Consider the following 6000-nt stretch of genomic DNA (forward strand, 5'->3'; position numbering starts at 1 on the left):
TCAATCCTTTTAAGGATTACCCCATAGAAGCCAGTTATCCCCCGTTTTCACGGTTTCGACTGAACGAATCGCACGCAGGTTTGGCTGGTAGGTTCCCATCGGCTAATGACTACAAACTTCCTGCCATACTTCTCGGATTTTGCCTCAACCAATACCCTAAACTCTCGCCACCCTTGCTGACTAATTACCCTGGACAGTTTGCGGTTTTTAACCATCCCTGACACGTTCAAATCTTCCAGTACGATAGTTTGGTTTTCGCTAACGACTTGGGTTGATAATTTGTGCAGGAAGTCTTTACGGGTATCAGCAATTTGGTTGTGCCGTTTGGCAATCTGAATCCTAGTTCGGTTTCGCCTCTTGGAGTCTTTTTGTTGTCGAGCCAACCGCCTCTGGAGTTGACGCACTCTACGATCTAGCGCTTTGTAGCTGGGACTCACAGCCTTTTCACCGTTGCTCATTACCGCAAATGTTTTGATGCCCAAATCAATGCCGATGCTTTGGTTCTTAGCTTCAACACTTATTGGTTCAATATCTACGACAAAGCTTAAAAAATAACGGTTAGCGCAATCTTTGATAACAGTTACAGAGCTAGGACTTGCAGGGAACTCTCTTGACCAGATGGGTTTAACAACACCTATCTTTGCAAGATAAACACCTCCGTCTTTAATAGAGAATCCCCCACGGGTAAGCCTTGCTGATTGTCTGTTAGTCCGTTTTTTGAATTTAGGATAGCCAACTTTCCTCCCTTTTCTCTTTCCCTTACAGGAGTCGAAAAAGTTCTTAAAAGCTATCTCTAGGTCGGCTACAGACTGCTGTAATGGAATGTTTGAAACTTCGCTCAACCACGCCCTTTCTTCAGTCTTTTTTGCCTGAGTGATGACTGTTTTTTGAAGCTCTGCGGACTTTGGCTTCTTTTCGGATTGTTTGCAGATCGCAAGAGCATCGTTATACACAACGCGGACGCAACCAAACAACCGAGCTAAACTCTGCTGTTGTTGGTTTGTTGGATAAAAACGATACTGGTATCTTGCTTTCAAGTCTTTTCCTCCTTGCTTCAATTATACTGTATGTATTGCCATTTGACAGGACAAGCATGAAAACTAAAAAAATATTTTTGAGGGTAACAAAATCCGAAAAAAAGCAACTTGTTGATGAAGCTGCTAGGCGAGGTATGACTCAATCCGAATTGATTAGGAGTATGATTGCTCGATTGCCGGAACTAAATAAAAAGCCGTCCTATAAGGACGGGGCTTGAATCCCATTCACTATGGTCAACAACGGCACTTATACAGTAGTCGATCGCAGCAAACTCGAACAAGTGCTCAAACAGCAAAATCGCAGCGGCGCGATGGATGCCGGGACAGCAGCCGAAATTGGCAAACAATTAGGAGTTGACGCCGTGCTCATCGGCACCATTACCAAGTTTAATATCGACAAACAATCCGGCGGCGGCAGTTTCATGGGAATCGGCGCCGGTTCACAAAAAACCAAAGCTACCGTTCAAATAGATGTGCGGTTAATCGGTACAGCTTCGGGAGATATTCTTGCCACTGCCAAAGCAGTAGGAGAAGCAGATCAAAGCGCTTCTAATATTTCCGTTAGGGGTATTGGCGGCAATTCTGGCAGCAGCAATGAAGACTCACTTTTGAGCGAGGCAGTTGACAAAGCCGTATCCCAAATGGTGACTAAACTGGCAGAAGTATCTAACAAATTAGGTTAGAATCAAGCATCATATCAAATATGCTGATACCAAATCCGGCTTAAATATCCCATCGATCTCGCTTGTCTGTTTGAGGCTACGTCGTGTCGCGTAAACTCCGGCAGACTTTATTTGTAGAGTTTGAGGTCAAAAGGTTTCAACCGCCGCCTTCATAAAGGGACTAATAAACCCGGATTTGGTATTAATTATTTTCCGGGCGATTGTGCTAACAGATTTGATATAAGCGAAGGATTTTAAAATCGAATTCAATTAACTAGAAAGCCAACGCTTCAGCCTTGTTTTGCTGGTTCTTCCTGCACCTACCAATCGACTCAACCCAGGTACACGGTCAAACCACTTAGGAGTGATGTCACTACGGGAACTCCTTTGCCACCCCAGGTTTGGAGAAGCAATCAAGGTGACAACATCGGGATTTTGAGATCGGAAAGTAGAATAAGCTCCGTCGAGGTGCATCGGGCCGCCGTCGGGATGTCCCGGAGGTCGCTGTTGCAGTTCTTCCAGAAACCGCAGGAGGCGATCGAAAATCCTGCCATTGACAGCGTAAAAATGAGCGGTCATCAGCCCCTCAGAAAAGGGTACGAGGGCGACAGGAGACTTTTGTTCAACCTCTTCGACGTGTCCGAAGTAGACGAAATCCCAATCTTGCTGACAGAGTTGTTCGAGGATAACAGCTTGGTCTGTTGTGAACTTTGCTGAAATTTCTAGGTCGTCTTCTACAATCAAAATATTGCTCAACCCCTTGTCTTTTGCCTGCTTGAGGATAGCTAAATGACTGTAAAAGCATCCCCTCGCCCCAATGCTGGGGAAACCTCCAGCTTCGTCGGGGCGGATTGCGGGAAATATCTCAACCTTATGGGGCGTGAGGGGCATTCCTGCTTTCTCTAATTCCTTGACTATGAGTTGCCGTCGGTCTTTCCTTTCAGGGAGATTTACCGCATAAACTCCCTGGAAATAGTCTGTAATTTTCGTCATAGTTTGATCGGGAATCAAGAAGTTGATGAATCTTCGGCTTGAGCGGCCTCAAATTTTATTTGAACTCTGTGTATGCCTTAAACTATTATATTTTTAGCAAGCTGCATCTTCCATTTTCCTAAAGTTACTCAAATTACCTCGGTCGGAGCTAGCATTAACAGTTTAATTAGCATTGGGAGTTGAGTCAGAATTAACGCATTTTCCCTGTTGATTAAGGTTGGGGGCTGGGTTGGAGAGTACCTTATCAACAGCAGCTTGTTCTTGAATCCATCCAATTTCTCCCGGTTGCAGGTTGGCGCTTTCTACTTCAACTGTTGGCTTAACTGGCGGGGAAGGCGAGGGAGTGGGAGTTGCCACAGCGGGAGATGGATTCAGTGTCGGTTTTGAAACTGTAGAAAAATCTTTATTTGACTCGGGTTTGGGAGAGTTCGATCGCACTATTTCAGGAATCGAACAAACTTTCAATTCCAGCCAATTGCCTTGAGGCGTAAGCTGTTTGTTTGTCACCTGCAAAACGCTGCCGGCTGGGACTGTTCCTTTGACAGTCAACTCACCGATTGCGCCTCGCAAATCCAAGCGATCGCCCTCTTTTCCCAATTCCCCAGCCGCAGAACTTTTAATCTCTATAAACGAGCCGATTTCTAAAGATTTGACCGGAGAAGCTACAGATTCAACTGTTTTCTCCGGCGTCTTTCCAGCTTTAATTAAACCGCGTTTCCCGAAAATCGACTCCCCGGCAGTATCGATCGCGCGACCCACCGGAGGGATGAAAAAATAAGCAAATACACCCCCCAAGCCTAATAAAAATAAAATTTTCAGCAGCAGCGAAAATAAACTTTTGCTTTTTTCCGGCGGTAACAACAGCGTTTTTACTTCAGAATTCCCATTGCCAAGGCTTGTGGGCCCATTCAAATCCGTTGGCAAATCCTCGCTATCGGAAATTAGTTCGATCGGCGTATCTAAAGGTGCGACAGACAGTTCTGTAAAAGTATTACCGTCTTCCCTCAAATGCGCTTGACAGTGAATTAAAGCAACAGTGACGTTATCGTGACCGTTTCTAGTATTAGCAATCTCAATCAGTCGATCGCGCGCCTTAGCCAAACTAATGCTACCGTCGAGAATTGGCAAAATCTCCGCTTCCCAACATTCCTCAACCCGGTCTTTATCACTCAAACCGTCGGAACACAGCAGCAAAACGCAGTCTTCATCCACTGGAAAACGCTGCACAGTCGGGTGCAAAGTGTTGGACGAAGTAATCCCCAAAGCTTGAATCAGAGCTCCGGCGGCGACTTGTTCCAAAGCATCCCGGTAGAGAGAGTAGCCCAAACGCACCTCGCGGCAAGCCACATTATCATCGAGAGTAAGTTGATAGCAGCCAGTGCGGGTAATCCAGTAAGCCCGACTGTCTCCGACGTGGGCGACGTAAAGCTCGTGAATGTGGGCTAAACCCATAACTAGCGTAGTTCCCATCCGCTGGCGGCCTTGGCGGTGTTCGCTGTCGTTGCGACTGGCTATCTTGTCGTTAGCAGCACAAGCTGCCCGTTCCAGCTTGGAAGTCAGGCTCAACGGGTCCCAATTAGCTTGATGTAGGGGCATTTGCTGCAACTTTTCGCGCAGCACACCAATTGCTTCTTCCGAAGCGACTTCGCCCCCGTCTTGTCCACCGATACCGTCGCAGACGATCGCGCAAGCTTCCGCACCCGGGCTTCCTGCCAACAGCGTACCGCTGGGCGGATAGCAAGCATCTTCGTTGTGAGCCCGGGATCTGCCTACATCCGTGCCCGTGGCAATTTCAACGTGACGATCGTAAAATCGACCGCACTTTGCCAAAGCTTTATCCAACTGGCTCATCAGTTGTTCGCCGTGGCGCACTTGACCGGCAACCATTTGCTGGCAAAGTTGCCTCAAAAAATTGGCAATAGTTGGGTGAGCATCTTCGAGCCACTGCTGCCACAATTTGCCCAACTGGGACAAATGAGGCTGTTTGCGATCGGGCTGCAATTCCAGAAACCGCACCAATTGCCCTTCCACCCGTAGCAGTTCGGGAGTCAGCAGCGTCGAAGCCACGCCCTGAGCGATACAAGGCTGCCACAACTGGGCTATTTGCCACAGCCAATTGAGTTGGCGCATCGCTGCGGCTCCTTTCCAGGAATCCGCCAATTCCGGCATTAAAGATTCCGTCACCTTCAAAATAGGCACGTTTTCCAGTAGCCAGATATCTCCCGATAGCTTGCTCATCTTGGACGATACCAGGCCGTATACTTGAGGTACGTGCAACTGATAGGCAAACAGTCTCAGATAAGGAGTGACAACACTCGGAATCTCATCGGGCAGTTCCGGCAAGTGTTCGGGTTGAGTATCGACAAGAAGTCGATCGCGCTTGACCAAGTAGCGACCAGCGATCAGATCGCCTGGCTTACACCCTTTGATCCCTTCACCTAAAGCCCATAAGTAGTGTTTTGCCACAGAGTTTTGCATAAGGGTTCCTGACGCCTTTGGGCAAGCGTGCTGATCTGAACTATTTTAGCGATTGAACCTCGACGGGTTGATACGTGGCGATTATTTGACACCCCCGCTTTCTCAACAGACGGAGATTCTTAAGACTTCGCAGTCCTAATATCCTGATTTTTCAGGTTCCCTGGCTCACCACGTTTGCACTGTTGTGTGCGTAGCGATATCTCCTTACAATGTTTTAGGCGTGACTTTCCCCCAGTCCAGGGGTAGGTTTTAATGTCTTGTACTGACACGAACAGTTTACCATTTTGTTGACTGCCGGATGAATCTTACTATGAGCTTTCAGGGTTAGACGATCGCGCGACACCCCAGTCATCGGCTGGAAATCACGCTGTTTTCAGCATATTCATGATAGCGGCAATTTCCGAAGAAATCGCAGCACTCAAGGGAATTGAGATTTTAGACTAACTCTAATGGTATGATGCAGCTAGGTAGAAATCACCTGAGCCGACAGATATAAATAAATATCAATTGTCGGTTTTCTCGCGAAGGGTCATCTGTGCCTCGCGCCCTAGTTTCGCAACAGAAGTTAAATTTAACCCTACCCAAAGACGGATACAAGCCCGCAGATTCATCTGTCGAGTCAATCTCAAATCTAAAATCTAAAATCCACTGACGGATGCCAGCCCCCGACAGGAATTGTGGACAGCAAAAAAATTAGATATTAGTTCCAGCCCCCAAATTCATCTGTGGAGTAAATCTCAAATCTAAAATCTCAAATCTCAAATCGACTGATGGACGCAAGCCCCCGACAGGAGTCGTGGAAAGCCAAAAAAATTAGATATTTAGTTCCA

Annotated in this window: 5 protein-coding genes; 2 read left to right on the plus strand and 3 right to left on the minus strand. The window is 47.1% G+C overall.

Translation table 11 applies throughout. The features are described from left to right. Positions 1-47: 47 nt before the first annotated feature. On the minus strand, positions 48-1037 hold the full coding sequence (locus tag QT973_RS26640) for a transposase (RefSeq protein WP_333392544.1): 990 nt from the start codon (positions 1035-1037) through the stop codon (positions 48-50). A 56-nt stretch (positions 1038-1093) separates the two neighbouring features. Between QT973_RS26640 and QT973_RS27155 the strand changes: the two genes are divergently transcribed. Further along, on the plus strand, positions 1094-1255 hold the full coding sequence (locus tag QT973_RS27155) for a plasmid mobilization protein (RefSeq protein WP_333269959.1): 162 nt from the start codon (positions 1094-1096) through the stop codon (positions 1253-1255). A gap of 12 nt (positions 1256-1267) precedes the next feature. Beyond that, positions 1268-1720: a CsgG/HfaB family protein gene (locus QT973_RS26645; protein ID WP_333055087.1), complete on the plus strand. Its 453-nt coding sequence runs from the start codon at positions 1268-1270 to the stop codon at positions 1718-1720. Between the two features lie 249 nt (positions 1721-1969). Here QT973_RS26645 and QT973_RS26650 read toward each other — a convergent pair whose 3' ends face one another. Continuing rightward, positions 1970-2692 (minus strand): glycosyltransferase family 25 protein, encoded by a 723-nt coding sequence (locus QT973_RS26650; RefSeq protein ID WP_333208858.1) that lies wholly within the window; start codon positions 2690-2692, stop codon positions 1970-1972. A 162-nt stretch (positions 2693-2854) separates the two neighbouring features. Beyond that, a complete protein-coding gene (locus QT973_RS26655; protein ID WP_333208860.1) occupies positions 2855-5170 on the minus strand; it encodes a protein phosphatase 2C domain-containing protein in 2316 nt (771 codons plus the stop codon). Positions 5171-6000 lie beyond the last annotated feature (830 nt).

The organism is Microcoleus sp. Z1_A1 (assembly GCF_036700305.1).
In the GTDB taxonomy this organism is placed as follows: Bacteria; Cyanobacteriota; Cyanobacteriia; order Cyanobacteriales; family Microcoleaceae; genus Microcoleus.

Bases quoted from the DNA above. Each gene is read 5' to 3' on its own strand.
- QT973_RS27155 (WP_333269959.1), top strand. From the start codon at position 1,094: ATGAAAACTAAAAAAATATTTTTGAGGGTAACAAAATCCGAAAAAAAG.
- QT973_RS26655 (WP_333208860.1), bottom strand. From the start codon at position 5,170: ATGCAAAACTCTGTGGCAAAACACTACTTATGGGCTTTAGGTGAAGGG.
- QT973_RS26645 (WP_333055087.1), top strand. From the start codon at position 1,268: ATGGTCAACAACGGCACTTATACAGTAGTCGATCGCAGCAAACTCGAA.
- QT973_RS26650 (WP_333208858.1), bottom strand. From the start codon at position 2,692: ATGACGAAAATTACAGACTATTTCCAGGGAGTTTATGCGGTAAATCTC.